Origin of the sequence: Paenibacillus tritici (assembly GCF_013204885.1) — a bacterium.
In the GTDB taxonomy this organism is placed as follows: Bacteria; Bacillota; Bacilli; order Paenibacillales; family Paenibacillaceae; genus Paenibacillus_AQ; species Paenibacillus_AQ tritici.
The window spans coordinates 96,249-118,533 of record NZ_JABMKX010000009.1 but is presented as its reverse complement, the minus strand read 5'-3'; the positions used below and the strand labels follow the sequence as shown (position 1 = coordinate 118,533).

Here is a 22,285-nt window from a genome sequence, read left to right as displayed (position 1 = left end):
CCAACCTCAAAAACCCTCACTTGGCCCGCATCCTGCGAATTCAGGTGCATTAATACCCCTCATTTCCTCACTCAGCCCGCATCCGGCGAATTCAGGTGCATTAATACCCCTCATTCCCTCACTTGGCCCGCATCTGGCGAATTCAGGTGCATTAATCCCCTTCATTTCCATACTTGGCCTGCATTCAGCGAATTCAGGTGCATTAATACCTCTCATTCCCTTACTTGGCCCGTACCCGACGAATTCAGGTGCATTAATACCCCTCATTCCTTCACTTGGCCCGCATCCGGCGAATTCAGGTGCATTAATACCCTTCATTCCCTCACTTGGCCTGCATCCAGCGAATTCAGGTGCATTAATACCCTTCATTCTCGCACCAGGGGGCTACCTGAAAGGGAACGCCCCTCCGGCAATCAAATTTCATAACTTATATTCATCCATTTAACGGAGTAATGTACGCAAGTAAGCAGGATACGGATATCGCTCGTGAGTATCCGTATCAAACAAAAGCGGAAGAACCCCGTCACCGGAGCCCTTCCGTCCCATGGGCCCGCAAGGCTGCGGTCGAAGTTCGGTTTTAAAGGCGCAGCAGCGATCCACCGGACATTCAGACGGCACTCCATTTGCGTTCCATTACACTTTAATTTCTGGCAAGTTATCTGTATATATTGTACTTGATTTCACGCCGCTTGTGTGCATCTGCCGGAGAATAATTATTTCCCGTCTTCTTCCGGCTAGAATCTTCCTGATTTGAAGATGGAGAACAGCAGCCACAGAATCATCAGCAGGGCGATGACTGATCCGATCTCAACGATCGGGAAGTCCCAGAGCAGCGAAGGCTCGCCGCGCAGGGAAGATGCGATAATCAGCCCGGCCATAATGATGCTGAAGGCCAGCAGCACAATGCTGAAGGACAGACGGTTACCGACCCGGCTGAACTTATGCTCCAGACCCTGGAGCTCGGGTACACCGATCTCGACCTTCAGCTTGCCCTTGCTGATCAGCGACGAGAGCTGCCGGGCCTGGGCGGGAAGCTCCACCAGACTCTCGGCAAGATCGGCTACCCCGCCCAGCAGCTTGCGCTGCAGGCGGCTTCCGCTGAAGCGCTGCTTCAGCAGTTGCCTGCCGAACGGCTCGGCCATCTGCATAATGCTGAAGGCCGGGTCCAGGCTGGACACCATGCCTTCCAGCGTCAGCATGGTCTTGCCCAGCATCGCCAGATCCGGCGGAATGACCAGCCGGTGCTTGCGGGCAATGCCGAACAGATCATTCAGCGCCTTGCCGATGCTGACCTGCTTGAACGGGATATCATAATACTGCTCCCGCAGCCGGTCCATATCATCATGCAGCGCCATCCGGTCGGCATCCTCAGGAATTACACCCAGACGCAGAATAGCCCGTACCATTGAATCCGTATTCTTACGCATGAGTGCGATGACCAGTGCGGACAGGCCATCCTTCATGTCCTCGCTAAGCCGCCCGACCATCCCGAAGTCGATCAGGGCCAGCTTCCCGTCCTTCAGCACCATGACATTGCCTGGATGCGGATCGGCATGGAAGAAGCCATGAATAAAAATCTGATTCAGCATCATCTCAACAAGCTGCTGGGCGATAGTCTTGAGCTTAAAGCCTGCGCCCAGCAGCTCGTCCCTGCGGTTCAGCGTAATTCCTTCCATATACTCCATGGTCAGTACCCTTGTGGAGCTGAAGTCCCAATAGATGGACGGAATATATACATTATCTTGAGCAGACAGCTGCCCGGCTATACGCTCGGCATTACGCCCCTCCTGGGCATAATCAAGCTCCGCCAGCAGTGCGCGGGAGAATTCCTCGACCATCCGGGTTAACCCGTATTGCCTGGCCCAGTCCATCTTGCGCTCGGCAAGCAGGCTTAGATCCGTTAGAATTTCCAGATCCCTGCTCATGGTCCGCATGACGCCTGGACGTTGTATTTTGACCGCTACACTCTGTCCGCCATGCAGTACAGCCCGGTGTACCTGGCCGATGGAGGCGGCAGCGAGCGGATTGTTCTCGAAGTATTCAAAAACCGCATCAATATTCTGGTCCAGCTCCTGCTCCAGAATATTGCGGGCAGTCTCGGCAGAGAAGGGCGGCACATGATCCTGCAGCTTAACCAGCTCCTGAATAATCCCCTCCGGCAGCAGATCGGAGCGCGTACTGGCAAGCTGGCCGAGCTTGACAAAGGTCGGCCCCAAATCCTCCAGCACCCGGCGGACCCGCTCACCGAGTGTCACACTTTCATGAACCTCCTGTGTAATAATCCGGCGGGGAAGTGACAGAAGATGGTAAAGGCCCAGTTCCTCCACCATATAGCCGAAGCCATGACGCATAAGCGCCATGGCTATAGCCCGGTAACGTCCGGCATGCCTTATGCGGACTGCCATTTATTCACTACTTGTTTCCGGCACGATGGTCTCCTGGGGGAACTCCTGAGGGGACTTGCCTTCCAGCTCGGCCACGCGTCCTTCCAGCTTGGCAATACGTGACTCCAGTCCGGCTATATCCTCCTGAACGGGCACCTTAAGCTCCTTCAGCACCCGCTGAACCTGTTCCTGCACGGCAGACTTGAACGCTCCCCGTTCTTCATCCCCGCGCTCTACCAGGCGGTCGACCAGGGCCTTGGATTCCGAAGGGGCCAGCTCGCCCCGCTTCACCAGCTCATCTACGACCTTCTCGACTTTCTCCTTGCTGACAATGGTGAGGCCAACTCCTAAAGAGATTGCTTTCTTTAACAAATCACTCATGGTACTTCCCTCCCAAAGATTCCAGTTATGGATAAAGTATACCCCTTAGCCCGCCATTTCACAAAAAAAGCGGATTATCTGGGGATTCGTGCCGCCCAGGTAGCTGCCCGCAGAATAAGCTGGCGGACTGCCGGGTGACGGAATGAAGGCTCGTGATGCCCCGGCATCAGATAGACTACCCGTCCCAGGCCATAGCTGTGGCACCAGGCCGCAGGCAGCAGCTCACCGTCCGCTTCGTACTCCAGCAGAATTTTTTTGTCGGTGAATGGGTCGAACTCGAACCGGTATGGCTCTTCATCCAGCTGGAAATCCTCCATGCCTTCGGTGATATCATGCTCCAGCACCTTGAATTGAAGCGGTGTAAAAGGCGGGTGTCCGGTGAATCTGCCGCCGATCAGCTGGGCTAGCTCATACCGCTTCGCCAGGGATATACCGGTATGCAGGACAATCAGTCCGCCTCCCCCGCTGACATAACTCAGCAGACCTGCAGTCTGCTGCGGGGATACCGTTTCGTTCCATAATTCATTATATGCGATGCAGAGATCGTATCCGGACAGATGCTCGCTTAACAGCAGCTTCTTGTTCTCCGAGCATTGTACCGTCAGAAGCTCATTCAGAATTTCACTGACCTGCTTATCTACCCCTTGCAGCGGGTGAAACCGGGGGTGTGTGTAATCGCCTAACAACAGACATTTTCTCTTATCCATGGGTCTCCTCCTCTGTATTACTTGTATTACTTGTGTTACTTGTCTTTGTACGCAGGGCCCGGCGGCCTTCTGCTACCGGTGTGCCGCAATATAGCGGCCCAGTGCCACGAACATGCTGCCCATCCGTTCATGCTCCGGCATAACAATCCGCTTCACGCCTTCTTCCTTCAGGGCCTCCGAGGTAAGCCGGCCGACGGATACTGCCAGCACCTTGTCCTCCAGTGCCTGAATGAGCGCCTCCAGCCGGCCCTGCTCCCTTGCATGCTGCGCCAGGAAGCGGAATTGCGGCGCACTTGTGAAGGCTACCGCATCCACCTGTCCTTCCGTTATCTCTGTGAGCAGCAGAGCCAGGGCTCCCGGCTCCGGCTCGGTATACCGGTAAGGCTGCACACAGCCTACGGTTGCCCCCGCCTGCTCCAGCCACCCGACCAGCTGAGGCGCAGTCTCCCCGTGCAGCTGCAGCATAACCCGCTTGCCCTGCAAATCCCAATCCTGCAGTCCGCGGATCAGACCGGCGCTGCTGCCGTCATCGTCACGCACCACCGGCTCAAGTCCCCGTTTCTTCAGGGCATTCACTGTCTTATAACCGCGCGCAGCAATAGGTGAGGCGGAGAGAACCTCCAGGAAGCGGCCTTCAAGCTCCAGCTTCGTGGCCATCTCGAACAATGCGTCGAGGCCCATGCCGGTAGTCAGAACGGCTAGATCCGGCGGCTGATTCGTCCAGGCGATCAGCCCGTCACGCAGGGCATCATCATCCAGAAAGGTGGTTCCCTGGGCGGGACGGTGCAGCGCGGTTCCTCCCATATTCTCTACCAGCTTGGCCATTTCCTCCGCTTTGCGCGGACCGGCCAGGGCCACGGTAATGCCCTTTAATTGCTCTGCCATGAACGTTTCTCCCCTTCGTCACCCCGTATTATTGCTTATCAGTATACTTGCAAAGTGTGGTAAAAGAAAAGACCAGGCCGCATATTTTTCCTCAGGAAATGTGCCGATCTTCGGGAAGACTCTCCCCGGGCTTAAGGACTTCGGACACTGGTGGAGCCTGATTTCCGGGATACAGCTTGAAGCGGCCCACGAGCTGCTGCAGCTCATCGGCGAGATGGCTCAGATCCGCTGAAGACGAGGCGATCTCCTCCACGGAAGCAAGCTGCTGCTGGGCTGCCGCCGAGATGGTCTCGGTATTGCCTGCCGCCTCCTCGGTAATGCCGCGGATCTCGCCGATGGCTTTATCCATACTGTCCGCTTCAGCGGTGAGGGTATGGACGGCTTCGTTCATCGCTTCTATTTTCTCCGCCGCCCCTTTGACGGCCCTGCGGATGCGCGAGAAGGAACGCCCCGTTGTATCCACAGCCATAATGCCGCCCATAACCTTATTCTTCGCATCCTCCATAGTAGCTGTAGCCTGGAGCATCTCTGAATGAATGGACGTAATCTGTTCGGAGATCATCCTGGCTGACTTCTCTGATTCCTCAGCCAGCTTGCGGACCTCTGAGGCTACTACAGCGAACCCTCTTCCCTGTTCACCCGCTCTGGCCGCTTCAATGGAAGCATTCAGTGCGAGCAGGTTGGTCTGCCGCGAGATCCCCGTGATCACACCGGTAATTCCCTGAATCTGTACGACCCGCTCACTCAGCTTGTCGATGACCGTCCCCATCTCCTCTACGGTCTCATGAATGCCGTTGATTTTGTCCACCACGCTGATGACCGAATCATTGCCTTCCGAAGCCGAGAACGAGGTCTTGTCCATCATCGCCGACACCTGCTCCATGAATTCCGAGATATGGGCTACCTCGCTTGTGGTGGCTGCCGTACTAATCATTCCTTTATGTACACTGTTCACCTGACGTTCAGTCCCTGCCGCCACTTCTTGAATTGCAACAGTAACATGCTCTATGGCTCTGGTCGTCTGCTCTGCCCCCGCTGTAAGCTGCTCCGCCGATGAGGAGACATTGTCCGTCATCTCCTGCACACCGATGATCATCTGCCGCAGATTCCCGACCATCTGGCGGAAATTCCCGGCCAGGAGGCCAATCTCATCCGCACGGAAATCCCCGATATCCTGCGACAGGTCGCCTCCGGCGATGCGTTCAGTCGCTCTGCGCAGACGTAGCAGCGGCTTCAGGATCGACGAGACATTGAAATAGATCAGCACCAGTGCCAGAAGTACGGATACAGAGATCACCAGCCACACCGTTTCGCGGATATCACTGGTCGCCCGCGTAATCTCATTCAGGCTGATGGTCCCCCCGATTCTCCATCCGGTCAGTCCGTTCACCATGTAGGTCAGCTTCTTCGGTGAATCCTTATAGACATAATCGAAGCTTCCGCTCTCACTCCCGAACATTTGCTTCACGAAATCAAGCGAGGATTCTTCGCCAATCGCTTCTGACGGATGAACCAGAAATTTCTTGCTGCTGTCTACAATGAGAATATAACCTTCCTGTCCGACCTTGATATTCGTCAGACTGGCGAGTGAGGACAGGTTAAGATCAAGGCTGACTACCCCGTCTCCGCCCGCAAGCACCGCCGAAATGGCAACCGCGCTCTCCTGATTGACCGTCTGAAATACCGGTGAAATCACGATGCCGCTGCCACGCTTAAGCGCATTGACATAGGAATTCTCCTTGCGCGGATCATAGCCGTCCGGCAGCTCCATCTCTGCTGCGCGGATACTTTTGCCTTTGCTGGTTCCGGCATAAATATCCAGCACATCGGAATGCAGCGCGGCATATTCCTTCAATCGGCTCTCCAGAACAGGCGCAGTCTCTCCGGCTGCTTCACTATTAATAGAATCCGCCGCAAGCTGGCCGGCAAAATAAAGAATATCATCTATTTTGGACTGAATATTGTGATTAATAATCTCGTTAACTGCTACTACGCTTTCCTTGGCATTATTGGTAAGCTGCTCCCCGACCTTGCTGCTGGCGGATTGATAGGTTTGCCAGCCTATAATGATGCTCGGCACCAGCAAGACAAGCAGGTAGGTAGCAATCAGCTTGGTACGGATGTTCAGACGCGCCTTTTTAGTCATATGATGAACTCACTCTCTCTTTCTTCATGGGTCTTAAGAACGATAATTTGGCAGACTAACTATATAATTAAATACCGCCCCCGGAAACCCTCTTTTCCGCTTCAATTCATGATTATTCTCCTATCTTTATTGATAATTTTTATATGTACACAACAAAAAACCGTTTCGATGAAAACGGTCTTTTGTTATATTCAGCCTTTTGCCCAAGGCATATCCCCGTACAAAGGTCCTATATAAGACGCACTTAAGTTTTGAACTTGAAGCTTCATCGTCACTGCGGTGAACATTTGGACTTCCGGCCGCTGTTGTCCCCAGATTTCTTGATTTTGAACCGCTGTTAGCGGGTGAAATCCGGTGACAAAGGCGGACGCTACCGCTCCTACAGTTCCAAATTTCCCCTCCGCTTCTTTTGCTTTTTGTTTTTTTCTTTAGTGCTTCTTATATAGTTCTATTGCGAATTCTTATTTCTGCAAGCCGGGCATACGCCACCGAATACAACATGCGTATGGGTGATCGAATAGCCGGTGTCCTGTGCCACCGAGTCGCTCCACTCCTGCGGAACCTGGCTCATCACTTCATCTACTGCCCCGCAGATCTCACAGACAATATGCTGATGATCGTCCAGGCGGGCGTCATACCGGCTTGCCGCCTCACCCAGCTTCAGCTCACGGATCATCTGCTTATCCGAGAGATAACGCAGGGAATTGTAGACTGTTCCGTAAGCCAGATTATGCCCCTGCTCCACTAGCCGGTTCATGACTTCCGCAGCGGTCGGGTGGTCATGGGAATTACGGACGATATCGTATACAGCTTGACGTTGAGAGGTTAAGTTCAGGGTTCTCATCTTTATCATCCTCTAGCTTGTTTTTAGATCAAGTATAAGTCCTGATGCTGAAAGCGTCAATCCAGCCGGACTTTATTTGATCATTCCTGAGTATTTCACATCGACATCGGCTTTGACCTGGAATTTCAGCTGGGGATATAAATTCTCCCAGTCCGACATCTCTGTTGCGTTGTTCCAGTGCCGTGACCCGTAACGCAGCCCCCACCCCAAGGGGTCCATGCCGCTATCCTGAATTTTGACCAGCAAGGCTGTAACAGCCTCACGCAGCTCCGCAGCTCCCGCCTCATTAATCTTCTTCAGCATCTGGTGGGTGATCATCTCCTCCGTACTGTTCTCCTCCAGAATTGCCCGGATCTTGATGGTGTACCGGATATAAGGCTCTCCATCCGGCGGATTCACAATCCGGTAGCTGGAGGAGGAGCTCTCCGTATAGTACTGATACATTCCATTCCCGATATGGGCAGGGAAATTCGTCTGCAGATCGGAGCGGGATAGCAGGTTGAACAGCCTGGTCTCATCGGGCGTGAGGACCAGCTTGATTTTATTCTTATCCAGCAGAGCGATCTTATCAATCAGGAATTGATTCTCCTCCGGCACCTCAATAATCGGCAGGATGGGATCTATCCCTTTCTCATAGATGCTCCTCATCAGCTGATAGGAGTACACACTTGAGATGAAGGGGGACTCGGTCCCTTGCCCGCTCATCGCCAGAATCAGAGAGTTGGACGGAATGCGCTCCGACGGCGGCTTAACCTGCAGCACTTCCAGCGCCCCCGGCCTGCCCACGGCAAAATTAATAATCAGCTGGATATCTCTGCGCCGTACCGCCCAGTCCACAACATGCCGGATATCCTTGGCGGCAATTTTTTCACCCAGAACCACTGATTTGCAGTGGACATAATCCAGCTCCTTCTCCACCTTGGACTTCATTCTGCGCAGCGCCTCGGAGATACTCTCCGATTCTTCCGTGAGGATCTGCATCTTCTCGTCAATCTTCGTCACATCCCCTTGCGGAATCGCCAGCTTCAGACTGACCTTGAATGTTCCTTCCGCCTTGCCGGGATCAATTCCAATCGCCACTACGAATATTCTCCGGTCGATATCCTTGTAGTTGCAGCCTGATATGAGCATGGCCATGACGGTGGACAGCAGGATCAGCAGCATTGCCCGAACGACTCTTCCCCTCACGCTCTGCGCCTCCTTATGATCCAATAACACCAGAATAACAGCAGAATCAGCAGCAGCTCCCCGTACCAACGGACATGCAGCAGGAATACGCCCAGCATATTCAGGTTGTATTGATCCATGCGCATGAGAAAGAGGGTTCCTCCCGCAAAAATCCCCAGGATAACCACCTCCCGCCGCAGCTTGGCCTTAGGCTTGCCGCCTGTAGAGGGAAGCTGGCTAAGGAACAGCTCCTTGCCGACATGCCACTGGATAATGGCACTGACCAGAGCCAAGGTACTGTATGCGAAATAAAAAATATACAGCATACGCTCCACCAAAAAAGCCTCAATACGGATGCTGTCCGCCGTGGTAAACCAGGTATACACATGCCGTTCGACACCGACGGTCCCATGGTACCCGATAGGCACATAAAAAGTGACAAGCAGCACCAGCAGCCCCTCCAGACTCAGAATCCATACATGCTTAAGCTTCAAACCATGAAATACCCGGTTGAAGATGGCCATATTAATGTAGCCGCTGAACGTAAACGTCGCTGCCGCAATACTATTCATATCCGGAGGATGTAGCGAATAGGTCATCATCTGCAGTACGGCATCCCAGCTGAAGTTCGGGTTAACGACCGCCTTGACTGTCGTATACAGAATTAAGGGCAGTGTGATCCCGAGTGTCACCTCCAGCCCGTAGAGCAGAGACAGCGGGTCAATTCGGCTGCAGAGACATACCACAGCCAGGAACCCCAGCAGGACTGCCGTTGGATGGGTATCCGGGCTGACAAACCGCAGGGTAATATCCACAAAGGACAACAGAATCAGCGCACCGGCGAAATACCATAGAACCGCATAAATCAGAATCAGCGGAGAGGCCAGCAGCCTCGGCAAGGCCGACGCGAAGATTTCCGGGAGTCCCTTGCCAGGGAATTTATTAATGACTTTGGTGAACAGGTAGATGAACAGGGTACCTGTAACCACCGCAACCAGAATGGAGGACTGCGCACCGTCAAAGCGGGTATCGAGCAGCTCCCGGGGGGTGAAGTTAATGATATTGATCAGGGAGTTCATGAGAAACAGGCAGTAGAAATAGCGGCTCTTCGCCATCATTGTCCCCCGCCTTTCTTCTTCAGGGATGTTCCTATCGTATCCAGGAAGAACAGCTTGAAATAAGGCTGGCCGAAGCTGCGCTGGCTGCATAAATACAGCGTGAAGCCCACCAGGCAGATGACCACGCCGATGAGTCCGAGGAAGGCTGCTGCGATGACAAAGAAATATTTCAGAACCCGGATCGAGAAGCTCATCATATTGAGCGGCACCAGGAAATTGGATATCGCCACAACGGAGACGAGAATAATCATGATGTTGCCAATTAGTCCCGCTGCGGTAGCCGCTTGTCCCAGAATCAGACCGCCCACTGTTGTCGCTGTCGGACCGATAGCCCGGGGCAGCCGCAAGCTGGCCTCCGTCAGAAACTCCATCATGATCATCATCAGAATCACCTCGACAAAAGAAGGGTAAGGCACCGTTGCACGGCTTCCCCCGATCAGCAGGGCAATTTGTACGCGCACAATCTCCGGATTGTACGAGGTGAAGGCTATATACAAGGCTGGCAGCCATAATGTCATAGCCACGCCCAGGATGCGCAGCAGCTTGAGGAAGCGCCCTACGAAGGGAAGCTGGATTTTGTCATCCATAGCTATGAAGAAATCGTTGAAGATCGACGGAAGCACAATAGCATACCCGGTCGTATCCAGCAGGATAGCTACCTTGCCCTCTGCCAGATTGAATACTACCCGGTCCGGGCGCTCTGTAACGATGGTTTTGGGAAAAATGCGCAGCTTGTCGCTGCTGATATACTTCTCCAGCTCTCCGGCGGCCTGCAGAATATCCAGCTTAAGCGAGTCCAGCTTCTCTTTTAACTCCGCCAGCACCTCAGGATTCACTCTGTCCTCGTCATAGAGAATCGCCGCCTTGGTCTTGGACATATTGCCAATAACGGTGAATTCCATCTTGAGTGCAGCGGATTGATAGCGCCGCCGGATCAGATTGAGGTTCACTGCGAGATTCTCCCCGAGCGCGTCGGAAGGGCCTTGACTGATGCTCTCCGTGACCGTCTCCTTCACACTGCTGGCCTCGGCCCGCAGGACATCGAAGAAACAGAGCTTATCCTGCCAGCCTATGCAGGCATAACCGCTGAGCAGAAGCTCCACCGCCCGCGGTCCCTCTGTCACCACCTCACTGCCCGGGTAATCCGCGATGTAGCTGTAATAGCCTGCGGGATTCCCCATTTCGTAGAACGGAGCAATGATATTCCGGCTGATTGCCTGTCCATCCGTAACACTTTTGATATACAGCAGGCTGACCTGCCCCGCCGGAACTGTCAAGCTCTTGTCTTCAAGGTCGCCGAACCCGCTTAGCTGACCTCTGATCCCGTTCAGGGAGGCCTCCTGCTTATGCTCTTGTCCTGACATGGGTCCGTCTCCCCTTTATGCCCGTTTCTCCTTGAATCTCTTTATATTGGCACTTCCTGCCTGTTTTCATGCACCTGTAGCTGGAGCGTGGCGTTTCTATTTCCAGAAGAGTGGTAATAATTGAATGGATAATGACTTAGGAGGGACTGTACTATGAACTCACAGGAACACCGTTCGCAAGGTCTTCCGCAATTCCCGGAATCGTTATGGAGAAGCAGCACCGGGCTGCCCTCTTTCAAGGCGCTTGCGGAAGATCATGTCACAGACGTAGCTATTGTAGGGGCGGGGATTACCGGGATTACCACCGCTTATCTGCTGTCCAATGCCGGGTACAAGGTCACCTTGCTGGAGGCCGGAGAGATTCTTGGCGGAGCCACCGGCTTCACCAGCGCCAAGATCACCGCCCAGCACGGGATGATCTACGGCGACCTGCTGAAGAATTTCGGTGAGGAGCAGGCCCGCATGTATTATCAGTCCAACCGCGAGGCCATGGAGTGGATGATGGCTACTGCGGAGGAATTGGACCTCTCCTGCGGGATGAAGCCGGAAGCCGCCTATCTCTATGCCGACAAGGGAGATGAGAAGACGCTGAAGGAGCTGAACCGGGAATTCGAGGCGTACAGCAAGCTCGGACTGCCTGGGGAGTGGCTGGATCAGGTGCCCCTGCCTCTGGGCGCGGGCGGCGCGATCCGGATGCCGGGGCAGGCCCGGTTCCATCCGCTTGAGTATTTGAAGGGACTGCTGCAGGCGGTTCTGGATAAGGGAGGCACCGTATTTGAACATACGATGATCGGAGAGCAGGTGGATTCGGACGGACATCTAACCCTTCATACCGAGGGCGGCAAATACCAAATCCGCTGCCGCCATGCCGTGTCTGCTTCCCATTTCCCTTTTTATGACGGCGGGTCTCTCTACTTCTCGCGGCTGCATGCCGAACGCTCCTATTGCCTGGCGTTCGAACCGGAAACGGATTATGAAGGCGGCATGTATCTGAGTGCCGGTGAACCGACCCGTTCGCTGCGGGCTGTGGAATGGGGCGGGCGTAAGCTGGTCATAGCCGGAGGGGAGAACCACCAGACCGGACAAGGCATCTGTACGTTCGGCCATTATGAGAATCTGGAGAAGTTTGCAGGAGAATTACTGGGCATCCGCAGCATTCCGTTCCGCTGGTCCACCCAGGATCTGATCACTCTGGACCGGGTTCCCTACATCGGCAGGCGGGCAGAGAACGAAGAAATCTATATTGCCACCGGGTTCGCCAAGTGGGGCATGACCACCGGGACCCTGGCCGCCCGCATGATTGCAGACTCGATTCAGGGCAGCAGCAACCCGTACAAGGAGTTATACGATCCTTCACGCTTCAAGGCGGTTCCTGCCATCAAGAATTTCGTCGTGCAGAACCTCTCTGTCGCCAAGGAGCTGGTAGCCGGAAAAGTGGAGATTGTCCATAAAAAGACGCAGGATCTGGAACCGGATCAGGGCGCCGTGGTCTTCCATGACGGTAAACGCGTTGGCGCCTACCGCGATCCCGAAGGCCAACTGCATCTGATCGACAGAACCTGCACCCATATGGGCTGTGAATGCGAGTGGAATGACGGGGAACGCTCCTGGGATTGCCCGTGCCACGGATCCCGCTTCTCCTATGAAGGCGATGTGCTGGAAGGGCCGGCGACTGTGCCGCTTAAGAAAATCACGGCCGGCGACTGAGCGACGGCGACTGAGCGACGGCGACTGAGCGACGGCGGCTGAGCGACGGCGGCTGAGCGACGGCGGCTGAGCGACGGCGGCTGAGCGACGGCGGCTGAGCGACGGCGACTGAGCGACGGCGATTGAGCGACGGCGATTGAGCGACGGCGACTGAGCGACGGCGACTGAGCGACGGCGACTGAGCGACGGCGATTGAGCTGAGCCTCCGCCCGCGATGCGCGTCACCGGCAGCCCGGGCGGATAGTAGGACAATATTGCCCGGGGCTGTCGCTCCGGCGTGATTGTCGCTGTCCGCTCAGGTATAATAGCAATATATTCGATCTTGCAGTACCCATCATTCTATAAGGAGCGTGACGACAGGTTATGGATTTGAGAGGAACCAGTATTGTAATTACAGGGGCAGGCAAGGGAATCGGTAAGGCGCTCGCCATGGCGCTGGCGAAGGAAGGCGCCAACCTGGGCCTTATCTCCAGAACTTCAGCGGATCTGGAGGCGCTGAAGACGGCTCTGACCGAAGTATATGACATCAAGGTCAGTATTGCAGTTGCCGATATAGCCGTACGTGAAGAAGCCGAGCGCGCAGTTATGGCCCTGCAGAAGACCCTGGGACCCTTCGATGCGCTCATCAACAATGCCGGGATCGCCCAGTTCGGCACGTTCCTGGAGATGGACCCTGCCGACTGGGAACGGCATATGCAGATCAACCTGTTCGGCGCCTACTATGTAACCCGTGCGGCACTGCCTGCTATGATTGAGCGTTCAAGCGGCAATATTATCAATATCTCATCCACCGCAGGAGAACGCGGCTTCGCCACAGGCTCCGCCTACTGTGCTTCCAAGTTCGCGCTGATGGGCATGACGGAAGCGCTGGCCATGGAGGTGCGCAAGCATAATATCCGTGTCGTGGCGCTGACTCCGAGCACAGTGAATACAGGCCTGGCTACAGGCGCAGGCCTTAAGATCGGAGAAGAAGACCGGATGATGCAGCCGGAGGATGTGGCCGAGCTGACACTCGCCGCACTGAAGCTGCCTGACCGCGTCTTCCTCAAAACAGCAGGGATCTGGACCACCAATCCGCAATAATAACAGCAGTACTTACGAAAGCCCTACAAGGAGGACTTGGTTATGCTGGTAGTTACCAATACAATTAAGATCAAAGAAGGGCACGGAGAAGCGCTGGCCTCGCGGTTCGGTGCTGATAACGGTATACAGAGTATGCCCGGATTCATCCGCATGGAGGTCTGGCGCGGAGCGCCCAAGGAAGGTGTGGAGGAACTGAAGATCTCCACCGTCTGGGAGAGCGAGGACGCGCTGAACGGCTGGACTTCAAGCCCTGCCTTCCGCGAATCGCACCGGGGCGCAGGCAAAAACGAGGCCATTGTCGGTGCCTCGCTCGACAAGTACGAGCTGCTGCACAGCCGTACTCCGGGCGGCCAGGCCTGAAGAACTGCATAGAAGTAGAAACGGCTGCGCCTTCCTTTTCAGGACAGCGCAGCCGTTTCAGCGAGAAATAGAAGAAATCTATAAATTATATTTAAACAAAATCACCGTAACGGATAAATGCCGCAAGAATTTATGCAGCCCAGGCCCAGGCAGCTTATAAAGCGGCCACAGCGTTCTCCATTCAGCCTGCTTCTGGTGGTAAGGGGCGAATGAGGTGCACTTCTGCTCCTCATTCGCTCATTTGGGTCCGCGTCCGGGGAATTCAGGTGCACTTCTGCTCTTCATTTGCTCATTTAACCCGCGTCCGGGGAATTAAAGTACTTGGCAGGTCCAGTCCAATTGTGTTCGGTTTTTCGATTACATTCGGCCTACGTGGCAGGTCCAGTCCAATTGTGTTCGGTTTTCCGATTACATTCGGCCCACAGATACTCGCACCGCACATTGTATTCGGTTTTTCGCTTACATTCTGGTCTCTTCCTTCGCTCATTTGGCCTGCGTCCGGGGAATTAAAGTACTCGGCAGAGTCAGAGGAACTTCCTTTGTTCTTGGCATAAAATCCCTATATTTGTGAACAAAGATGCCCCGCAGGCCTGATAGCCTTTGCGGGGCATCCCTATGGTTATCCCTGTGTATCTGGAACAGAGGTTTCGCTTATCTCCTCATGCTTACCCGGCCAGAAGGCCACCCGGCCGAAGAGGACGGTGATGGCCGGCACCAGGAAGGGGCGGACCACGAAGGTATCCAGTAGGACACCAATCGCTGTAATGATGCCGAATTGCACCAGTACCTGAATAGGAAGACTGGCCAGCACGGCGAAGGTACCGGCCAAGATGAGTCCGGCGGAGGTAATCACCGACCCGGTCTCATTTACGCCTTCAGCAATCGCCCGCTTCAGCGGCATATGCTTACTCTTTTTCCAGATATTCGAGATCATGAAGATGTTGTAATCCTCCCCTAGCGCTACCAGGAAGACGAAGGAATAGAGCGGAATTGAACCCTGAATCGCATCTGCACCGAGTACATAATGAATGATGATCCAGCCCAGGCCCAGTGCCGAGAAGAACGATAGAATAACTGTCCCTACCAGATACACCGTAGCTACAACGGATCTGAGATAGACCAGCAGCAGCAGCGTAATCAAGCCGATTACGACAGGTATGATCAGATCGGTATCCCGTTCCCCCAGCTCCTTGGTATCATGCTGGGTAGCGGTCTGGCCGCTGATCCACACCTTATCCTGTACGTTCCCGATTCCCGACTCCGCCAATGCCTGCTCAACCGTAGTCTGAAGTGCCGGAATATGATTCATCGCTTCGATGGAATACGGATTGTCCTTGAATTCAATATCATATCCCGTGATCTTCGGATTGACCGCTCCCTGCTGCGGGTCGGAGACGACATCCACATAGGATAAGCTGCCCAGCACGGCTTGGAGGTCTTCTCCCCCGGACAACCCTTCTGTATCGACCATCAGCTTAGCGGGCGCAAGCTCCCCCGGAGAGAACTGCTTGCCGATCAGGTCGAACCCTTCCCGCGACTCCATATTCTTCGGGAATGAGGACAGAATATCATAGGTGAATTTGATTCCGCTGGAGAACGAGGCCAATACGCCCAGAAGCACCACGGTAATCCCTACAATAGCCCAAGGACGGGTAATGACAAGCTGCCCGATTCCTTTGCGGCGGTTCGGCTGCGGCTGCGGTACCGGTCTGCCCTTGGCCTTGGCACGTTCCGCTTCCATCTGCGGAGTCCGCGGCACGAACGGGAAGAACGAGGTCCGTCCGAATATAGCGAGCAAGGCCGGAACCAGGGTCAGACTGGCAACCCCCATAATAAGAATCGAGACACTGAACGGAACCGCGAACCGGTGATAGGCGCCATATTTCGCCAGCAGTAAGGCGAAGAGGGCCAGGACAACCGTGAAGCCGCTCATCGCAATCGCTCCTGAGGAATGGGAAATGGCACTCAGCAGCGCACGCCCTTTATTCTCCTCCACCTTCAGCATCTGGCGGAAGCGCGAGATCATGAACAGACAGTAGTCTGTCCCTGCCCCGAAGAGCAGTACGGTCATAATGGAGACAGCCTGCGAATCCACCTTGATCCAGCCTTCCTTGGCCATCAGGCCCAGCACCGGGCTGGTAACGCCATAAGCAAAGCCTACAGCGATCAGCGGAATCAGAGCCAGGATAGGTGAACGGTAAATCAGGAGCAGGAAGACCAGCACCAGAATTACGGTGGCAATCAGCAGGGACACATCGGCATTCTTGAATAGTCCTGTGGCATCCACCGAGATTCCGACGGGACCAGACACCCTCAAGCTTAAGTCTCCGCTGTCCGGCTTGGCTGCAGACGGATCAGCAAGCGTCTCTGTACGTATGATTTGCTTCAGGCTGGTCAGAGACTCCCCGAGCTGGTCGCTGTCTGCCGTCTTGTCGAACAGCACCGGAGTAACCAGTGTGCTTCTATCCTCCGACAACGACGCCTGCAGTGCTTGCGGGGGCAGCTTGCCAAGCGGTGGAACGAAATTCTGATGCTCCAGAGGGTCCTGTTCAAGCTTGTTGTAGACTGCCGTTATATGTACGAGATCCTCCTCCGATATTCCTCCGTCACGATGCCATACAAGCAGCGCCGGTACTCCGCTTCCGGCAGGGAATTCCCGTTCTGCAACGACCGATGCCCGGACCGATTGTGAATTCTCCGGCAGGTTAGGCGCATTATTGGCAACCTGCGAGTTCACCGAAGGCCACAGCATGGTCAGCACCCCAACCACTGCGATCCACACCAGCAGAGTAATCCATTTGGTCTTGCTCCCTGCTACCCATTTTCCGTAGCCTGACATACCTTTCATCCTCTCTCCTGTCCGTCCGCCCCAAAAATGAGCCACGGGTCATTTTACTCTCCTTATCATATATACCCCGAAAATTTTAAGCAAACCTTTTTTCTCGTTTCATAGAAAACTAGAGGTATAATCTGCTACATCGTCAATGGCGTACCTTGATTCATTACCACTTACAGCAGGTGAATGGCGGTCTCTGTATCTATTATGGCCCTGGAAAATATTATATATTACAGAGAGTTACAATAACCATTTACTAGAGCAGTTCCCCCGGATTAATAAGCTCACTGTGGGCGGACCAGACCAGAAATGCTGTAATTAATGCAGCTTCTGCTCACCAATAATCGGGTATTCGGAGGATTGTTGCAGGGAATGCAGGAATTTTACTTGTAGCCGGTGGATAAGAGGAAGAATCGTGCCTTCTGTGCAACATTTTCCTACTGAGGTGGATTGGATGCGGTTAAAGTTGCATTTTAGGCAGGAAATGGTGAAATCGGGATGGAGGTTGGGTGGGAGTGGATTGAGGAAAGTTGGGGTTGGACGGAGTTAGTTGAGGATAGTTGGAGGCTGGATGGGAGTGGATTGAGGAAAGTTGGGGTTGGACGGAGTTGGTTGAGGATAGTTGGGGGCTGGACGGGACTTGGTTGAGGATAGATGGAGGTTGGATCGGGGGTGATGGGTGGTGGATGGAGTTGGGTTGGTTGGGTTGGTTGGGTTGGTTGGGTTGGTTGGGTTGGTTGGGTTGGTTGGGTTGGTTGGGTTAGTTGGGTTAGTTGGGTTGGGTTGATGGACCGGGTAGATCGAGTGTGTTAGGTAGATTAGGTTAGGTTCATTAGATAAAAAACGGCGTCCACGCAAAGTGGGTCCGAAGACCCTCTGCAATGAACGCCGGGGCTGAGCTATGAAGTGGAGCTATGAAGCGGAAACGGCTACGCTGTCTTTTAAAAGGACGGCATTCGTTTCAGCTTATCTTGGAACCAATCGGGATTAGCCTGCATCCGGCAGGTCATCCCCGGAGAACTGGCTGTTATACAGATCGGCGTAGAAGCCGCCTGCTTCCAGAAGCTCCAGATGGGTTCCCTTCTCAATAACGCTGCCCTGGTTCATGACCAGAATCAGGTCTGCATCACGGATGGTGGACAGGCGGTGAGCGATAACGAAGCTCGTTCTGCCGTTCATCAGCGTGTTCATGGCCTTCTGAATCTGCACCTCTGTCCGGGTATCCACACTGCTGGTCGCCTCATCCAGAATCAGGATGGACGGATCGGCCAGTATTGCCCGGGCAATGGTAAGCAGCTGCTTCTGCCCTTGGGAGATGTTCGAAGCTTCCTCATTCAGAATGGTGTCATAACCCAGCGGCAGCGTGCGGATAAAGTGATCGGCATGTGCCGCCTTGGCTGCACGTACCACATCCGCTTCCGTAGAGCCCTCGCGGCCATAAGCGATATTATCACGGATGGTGCCGTTGAACAGCCAGGTATCCTGGAGCACCATTCCGAACTTGCTGCGCAGCTCACTGCGCTTCATATTGGTGATGTTCACACCGTCGATGACAATCTCGCCGCTGTTCACTTCGTAGAAGCGCATGAGCAGATTGATCAGGGTTGTTTTGCCGGCCCCGGTTGGCCCTACAATGGCAATGGTCTGCCCCGGACTGACCTCGATATTCATGTCTTCGATCAGGACTTCATTCTCCTTGTAGCCGAACTTCACATGGCGGAATTCCACCGCGCCCTCTTCCGCATCCGCTGTACGCTTGGCAAGCGAAGTCCCCACTTCAGGAATCTCCTCTTCTTCATCCAGCAGTTCAAATACACGTTCCGCCGAAGCGATCGTAGACTGAATAATGTTGGCAATATTCGCGGTCTGCGTAATCGGCATGGTGAACTGGCGCGAATACTGGATGAACGCCTGGATGTCACCGACATCAATTGCTTTTTTGGTAACGAAAATCCCGCCGACCACACATACCAGCACATACCCCAGGTTCCCGATAAACATCATCAGCGGCATAATAATCCCGGAGATGAACTGGGATCTCCAGCCGGAGTCGTATAGCTGATCGTTGATCTTATCGAAGTCCTTCAGCGAATTTTTCTCGCGTCCAAAAGCCTTTATAATCCGGTGTCCCGTATACATTTCCTCTACATGGCCGTTCAGCTGGCCCAGCGATTTCTGCTGCCCGACAAAATAAGTCTGGGAGCGCTTGGTAATCAGCATGATGACCACGAAGCTAAGCGGCAGCGTTACAATAGTAATCAAGGTCAGCCAAGGGCTGATGGTCAGCATCATCACAATGACTCCGACAATCGTCACAATAGAGGTAATAAGCTGGGTCAAGCTCTGCTGCAGGGTCGTACTGATGTTGTCCACATCATTAGTCGCCCGGCTGAGAATCTCCCCGTGGGTCCGGGAATCGAAATATTTCAGCGGCAGCCGCTCCAGCTTGCTGTTGATCTGCTCGCGCATATCATATACGACCTTCTGTGCCACTCCGGCCATTACATACTGCTGTATATAACTGAACAGTGCACTGAACAGATAGAGTCCGGCCAGTAGGATAAGAATATCATTAATATAGCCGAAATCAATGACTGCACCAGGCACATCCATCATCTTCCCATAGGCACCTTCAAACAGCTTGGTAGTCGCTCTTCCCATTACCTTGGGGCTGAAAATACTGAATACGGTACTGGCAATCGCCATCACGAATACAATAATCAGCTGCACCTGGCGCGGACGCAAATACCGGACCAGGCGGCGCAGGGTTCCTTTGAAATCCTTGGCCTTCTCGGGAGGCATACCCATGCCGGGTCCGCCCGGGCCGGGGCCGAATCCGCCGTGTCTGCGGGCGGGCGGCTTCGTTGCTTTGTTCTGTTCACTCATGCTATTTCCTCCTCTGACAGCTGCGAGGATACGATCTCGCGGTACACCTCATTATTGTCCAGCAGCTCACGGTGCGTGCCCATTCCGACAATCACGCCATCATCCAGCACGATGATCCGGTCTGCATCCATTACCGTACTTACCCGCTGGGCGACAATAAGGACGGTAGATTCTGTAGTCTCCTCCTTGAGCGCTGCACGCAGCTTGGCATCGGTCTTGAAGTCCAGCGCGGAGAAGCTGTCGTCGAACAGGTACACTTCCGGTTTGCGGACGAGGGCCCGGGCGATCGACAGGCGCTGCTTCTGGCCGCCGGAGACATTGCCGCCCCCCTGGGAGATGCTTGAATTGAAGCCTTCCTTCATCGCAGAGACGAAGTCATAGGCCTGAGCCACCTTGGCGGCATGAATAATCTCTTCGTCTGTAGCATCCTCTTTCCCGTAACGGATATTCTCGTTAATGGAACCGGTGAACAGCACTGCTTTTTGCGGGATATAGCCGATCTTGCTCCGCAACTCCTCTTGCGTCATCTCGCGGACATCCACTCCATCCACACGGACCGAGCCTTCTATAGCATCATAGAATCTTGGAATCATGCTCAGCAGCGTCGACTTCCCTGACCCGGTTCCGCCGATAATGGCCGTTATCTCACCTGGGCGCGCACTGAAGGTAATTCCGGACAACGCCTCCTGCTCCGCACCCGGGTAAGAGAAGGACACATTGTCGAACTCTACGAACCCGCGCATTCCGTCACGGCCGTCTGCATGGGTAGCTGTAGCCGTAGTCTTCAGCTCTGCAGTTGTAGGGTCCACAATCTCAGGCTGCATATCGAGTACTTCATTGATACGCTGCGCAGAAGCGGAGGCTCTAGGAATCAGGACGAACATCATGGATACCATAATCAGCGAGAACATAATCTGCATCGCATATTGAATGAAGGCCATCAGGGAGCCGACCTTCAGATCCCCGTCGCCAATACGGATTCCGCCGTAATACAGGATGGCAATCATGGAGAAGTTCATCACGATCATCATCAGCGGCATCAGTCCCGCCATTACCTTATTGACTTTGATCGCAGTGTCAGTAAGGTCGCGGTTCGCCGCACTGAACCGTCTATTCTCATGCTCAATCCGGTTGAAGGAGCGGATGACGCGGATACCGGTCAGATGCTCGCGCAGCACCAGATTTAATTTGTCCAGCTTGATCTGGATGGCCTTGAACAGCGGCAGACCCTTCATTCCGATGAAGAAGATCGCTCCGACCAGCAGCGGAATCACCACTACAAAGATCAGCGAGAGCTTGGCATCCTCCGACACCGCCATAATAATCCCGCCGATCATCATCATCGGGGCACCGACCATCATGCGGAGCATCATAGTCAGGACGGTCTGGACCTGTGTAATATCATTGGTGGTCCGTGTAATCAATGAAGCTGTGCCCAGCTTATCGAATTCATGAAGTGTGAAGTTCTCCACATGATTGAACACCCGTGAACGGGTATTCTTGCCGAAGCCTGCCGCCACTCTGGCTGACAGATAGCTGGCAATAACAGAGCATAGGACACCGCCGGCTGCTACCAGCAGCATGAAGCCGCCGATTCTCCAGATAAACGGCTGGTCGCCGTTTACAATCCCTTTATCAATAATGTCACTCATTAAGGTGGGAAGATACAAATCACCCATGGACTGCAGGAATACAAGAATCAGCACCCCTGCGATAGCCAAGCGGAAGGGCTTCAGTTGTTTCATTAATTTAATCAAGCTTCTCATCTCCGTTCATTTGTAGCCGGTCTAGATTAGGCGGCGGATTATCCTCCATGAAGGTATAGACCTTCCCCAGCAGCTCCGCCAGCTGGTCGGATTCTTCCTCGCCTAAATATTCCACCATCTTGTTTAGTGTTGCATCCATATGGTCCCTGGCCTTACGTGTAATAATTTTGCCCTGTTCCGTCAACTTGATGCGCACGACTCTCCGGTCGGAAGCATCCGCCTGTCTTTCTACCATCTGTTTGGCTTCAAGGCTGTTAATCAGCTGGGTTACCGTTGGCGGACTCAGTCCCAGAAAGCGGCTGATCTCCGATACCTTAAGTCCAAGCTCCCTGGAATGGGAAGCCCGTGCAATGCATATTAATAAAGTCATCTCACTTGGCTTATGCCCCTCCACTGTGTGATGCCATAGCCCTTTGCGCAGCTTCCTCAGTGCAGAGAAAAGCTTGTGCCCGACTGAATGTTCACCTTCCCGCTCTATCCCAATGCCTTCACCTCATTTTAGTTAGGTCTACAAATAATTAAATCATATATTAATTAGGCTACCTAATTATATTTTCGTGCCCGCACTTTGTCAATTCCGAAATTCACGGGAATCTATGTAATTTATTTCACATTCCCACGTACAAACGCTCCCTCGACACGAATGGCCGG

General features: G+C 53.9%; 17 protein-coding genes. 3 read left to right on the top strand and 14 right to left on the bottom strand.

Annotated elements, in window-relative coordinates:
• Window positions 1-6: 6 nt before the first annotated feature.
• The 10 genes from HQN87_RS17330 to HQN87_RS17285 form a co-directional block, all read right to left on the bottom strand.
• Window positions 7-369, bottom strand: coding sequence for a hypothetical protein (locus tag HQN87_RS17330; protein ID WP_173135997.1), 363 nt, complete (start codon window positions 367-369; stop codon window positions 7-9).
• A 365-nt stretch (window positions 370-734) separates the two neighbouring features.
• Window positions 735-2,405 (bottom strand): ABC1 kinase family protein, encoded by a 1,671-nt coding sequence (locus HQN87_RS17325; RefSeq protein ID WP_173135995.1) that lies wholly within the window; start codon window positions 2,403-2,405, stop codon window positions 735-737.
• The gene (locus tag HQN87_RS17320) at window positions 2,406-2,765 is read right to left on the bottom strand and encodes a phasin family protein (protein ID WP_173135993.1); all 360 of its coding nucleotides are present in this window, start codon (window positions 2,763-2,765) and stop codon (window positions 2,406-2,408) included.
• A 74-nt stretch (window positions 2,766-2,839) separates the two neighbouring features.
• The gene (locus HQN87_RS17315) at window positions 2,840-3,472 is read right to left on the bottom strand and encodes a ThuA domain-containing protein (RefSeq protein WP_173135990.1); all 633 of its coding nucleotides are present in this window, start codon (window positions 3,470-3,472) and stop codon (window positions 2,840-2,842) included.
• Window positions 3,473-3,544: 72 nt separating this feature from the next.
• The gene (locus HQN87_RS17310) at window positions 3,545-4,357 is read right to left on the bottom strand and encodes a uroporphyrinogen-III synthase (protein ID WP_173135988.1); all 813 of its coding nucleotides are present in this window, start codon (window positions 4,355-4,357) and stop codon (window positions 3,545-3,547) included.
• A gap of 91 nt (window positions 4,358-4,448) precedes the next feature.
• A complete protein-coding gene (locus HQN87_RS17305) occupies window positions 4,449-6,503 on the bottom strand; it encodes a methyl-accepting chemotaxis protein (RefSeq protein WP_173135986.1) in 2,055 nt (684 codons plus the stop codon).
• A gap of 448 nt (window positions 6,504-6,951) precedes the next feature.
• A complete protein-coding gene (locus tag HQN87_RS17300) occupies window positions 6,952-7,347 on the bottom strand; it encodes a Fur family transcriptional regulator (RefSeq protein ID WP_173135984.1) in 396 nt (131 codons plus the stop codon).
• A 72-nt stretch (window positions 7,348-7,419) separates the two neighbouring features.
• The gene (locus tag HQN87_RS17295) at window positions 7,420-8,535 is read right to left on the bottom strand and encodes a Ger(x)C family spore germination protein (RefSeq protein WP_173135982.1); all 1,116 of its coding nucleotides are present in this window, start codon (window positions 8,533-8,535) and stop codon (window positions 7,420-7,422) included.
• Complete coding sequence (locus tag HQN87_RS17290) at window positions 8,532-9,632, bottom strand: GerAB/ArcD/ProY family transporter (RefSeq protein WP_173135980.1); 1,101 nt, start codon at window positions 9,630-9,632, stop codon at window positions 8,532-8,534. Before HQN87_RS17290 ends, HQN87_RS17295 begins: the two co-directional genes overlap by 4 nt.
• The gene (locus HQN87_RS17285) at window positions 9,629-10,996 is read right to left on the bottom strand and encodes a spore germination protein (protein WP_173135978.1); all 1,368 of its coding nucleotides are present in this window, start codon (window positions 10,994-10,996) and stop codon (window positions 9,629-9,631) included. The genes HQN87_RS17290 and HQN87_RS17285 overlap by 4 nt, the downstream gene beginning before the upstream one ends.
• A 153-nt stretch (window positions 10,997-11,149) precedes the next feature.
• Here HQN87_RS17285 and HQN87_RS17280 point away from each other — a divergent pair, with 153 nt between their 5' ends.
• The 3 genes from HQN87_RS17280 (at window position 11,150) to HQN87_RS17270 (ending at window position 14,146) form a co-directional block, all read left to right on the top strand.
• Entirely contained in the window at window positions 11,150-12,703 is a 1,554-nt protein-coding gene (locus tag HQN87_RS17280) for an FAD-dependent oxidoreductase (protein ID WP_173135976.1), read from the top strand.
• 363 nt (window positions 12,704-13,066) lie between these two features.
• Window positions 13,067-13,786: a 3-ketoacyl-ACP reductase gene (locus HQN87_RS17275; RefSeq protein WP_173135974.1), complete on the top strand. Its 720-nt coding sequence runs from the start codon at window positions 13,067-13,069 to the stop codon at window positions 13,784-13,786.
• Between the two features lie 42 nt (window positions 13,787-13,828).
• Window positions 13,829-14,146, top strand: coding sequence for an antibiotic biosynthesis monooxygenase (locus tag HQN87_RS17270; protein ID WP_173135972.1), 318 nt, complete (start codon window positions 13,829-13,831; stop codon window positions 14,144-14,146).
• Window positions 14,147-14,765: 619 nt separating this feature from the next.
• On the opposite strand, the gene HQN87_RS17265 is transcribed toward HQN87_RS17270, so the two are convergent.
• From HQN87_RS17265 to HQN87_RS17250, 4 genes are all read right to left on the bottom strand, one after another.
• Window positions 14,766-16,994: an MMPL family transporter gene (locus tag HQN87_RS17265; RefSeq protein ID WP_173135970.1), complete on the bottom strand. Its 2,229-nt coding sequence runs from the start codon at window positions 16,992-16,994 to the stop codon at window positions 14,766-14,768.
• Window positions 16,995-17,969: 975 nt separating this feature from the next.
• Window positions 17,970-19,868 (bottom strand): ABC transporter ATP-binding protein, encoded by a 1,899-nt coding sequence (locus tag HQN87_RS17260; protein ID WP_301953187.1) that lies wholly within the window; start codon window positions 19,866-19,868, stop codon window positions 17,970-17,972.
• Window positions 19,865-21,625 (bottom strand): ABC transporter ATP-binding protein, encoded by a 1,761-nt coding sequence (locus HQN87_RS17255; protein WP_173135968.1) that lies wholly within the window; start codon window positions 21,623-21,625, stop codon window positions 19,865-19,867. Before HQN87_RS17255 ends, HQN87_RS17260 begins: the two co-directional genes overlap by 4 nt.
• Window positions 21,618-22,004 carry a MarR family winged helix-turn-helix transcriptional regulator gene (locus tag HQN87_RS17250; RefSeq protein ID WP_173135966.1) on the bottom strand — a complete coding sequence of 129 codons (387 nt, stop codon included), beginning with the start codon at window positions 22,002-22,004 and terminating at the stop codon, window positions 21,618-21,620. The genes HQN87_RS17255 and HQN87_RS17250 overlap by 8 nt, the downstream gene beginning before the upstream one ends.
• Window positions 22,005-22,285: the final 281 nt, after the last annotated feature.